3 protein-coding genes are annotated in these 1,043 nt (G+C 64.0%); all 3 read right to left on the bottom strand.

From position 1 onward, the window contains the following. Window positions 1-101: 101 nt before the first annotated feature. Window positions 102-356, bottom strand: a complete 255-nt coding sequence (locus EOA22_RS34915) for a DUF1272 domain-containing protein (protein WP_027161066.1) — start codon at window positions 354-356, stop codon at window positions 102-104. A 10-nt stretch (window positions 357-366) separates the two neighbouring features. After that, window positions 367-669: an urease subunit gamma gene (locus EOA22_RS34910; RefSeq protein ID WP_013528395.1), complete on the bottom strand. Its 303-nt coding sequence runs from the start codon at window positions 667-669 to the stop codon at window positions 367-369. A gap of 28 nt (window positions 670-697) precedes the next feature. Then, on the bottom strand, window positions 698-1,043 hold a 346-nt coding region (locus EOA22_RS34905; RefSeq protein WP_206521512.1), incomplete at its 5' end, for an urease accessory protein UreD.

Genomic DNA, 1,043 nt, shown 5'->3' with positions numbered 1-1,043 from the left:
GCGGTCGGGCTTTGGGCGGAGCCCAGCAGCAGGATCGCCGACAGGCAGAGGCGTTTGGCGGATATCATTCTGTTTGCCTTTCGTTTTGCTCGGTCTGGTGTTCACGCCGCCTTGCGGGGGCCGCAGCCTTCGGCCTTGAGTACGCGTTTGCTCGACGCAGGATATTTCTTCAGCATCGCTGCCGGGCGGATCGGCCGCGCCGAAAAACCACCACCGCAATTGGGGCAGATGCCGCCCAACACCTGTTCCACGCATCCGGCGCAAAAGGTGCACTCGAAGGTGCAGATCAGCGCATCCGTCGCCTCGGGCGGCAGGTCCTTGTCGCAGCATTCGCAGTTGGGACGCAGCTCCAGCATCCTGTCCTCCTCAACGGATCGGTTCGTGCACGGTCACCAGCTTGGTGCCGTCGGGAAACGTCGCCTCGACCTGCACGTCATGGATCATCTCGGCGATGCCTTCCATGACTTGCGCGCGGCTGACGACATGAGCGCCGGCTTCCATCAGTTCGGCGACCGGACGGCCGTCGCGGGCGCCTTCGACGACGAAATCGGTGATCAGCGCAATCGCTTCCGGATGGTTGAGCTTGACGCCGCGTTCGAGCCGCTTGCGCGCCACCATCGCCGCCATGGCGATCAGCAGCTTGTCCTTTTCCCTCGGCGTCAGGTTCATGCGTTTCCCTGGATTGGTAGAGGCAGGCCTATAGTGACCATAATTTGGGCAACCCCGCCCTTCCGTTGAGCAATTCGACGAGTGGAACCAGCCGCTGGCGCAGTCGGTAGCCATCCCCGGCGTAGAGCCTCGCAAGAAGCTTGCCAGATTTCTTCACGCACCAGGCGCTGGCGCTGCCCTGGTCGCCGACGATCTCCAGAACCGGATCGAGCAGGGCTTCGGCGCGCGGCGACACCAGAAGCAATGTCGCCACCGCGATCGCGCCGCCGGCAACCGCCGGGCGATCGAGCGTTGCGGCGATATCGGGCCCGATGCGGAAATCCTCGGCATGAACGAGGGCGCCATCCTGACGCACACGCCAGCGGTCATGGAAG

Source organism: Mesorhizobium sp. M7A.F.Ca.US.014.04.1.1 (assembly GCF_003998745.1).
Lineage (GTDB): Bacteria > Pseudomonadota > Alphaproteobacteria > Rhizobiales > Rhizobiaceae > Mesorhizobium > Mesorhizobium ciceri.
This window is presented reverse-complemented; position numbering and strand designations above follow the sequence as displayed.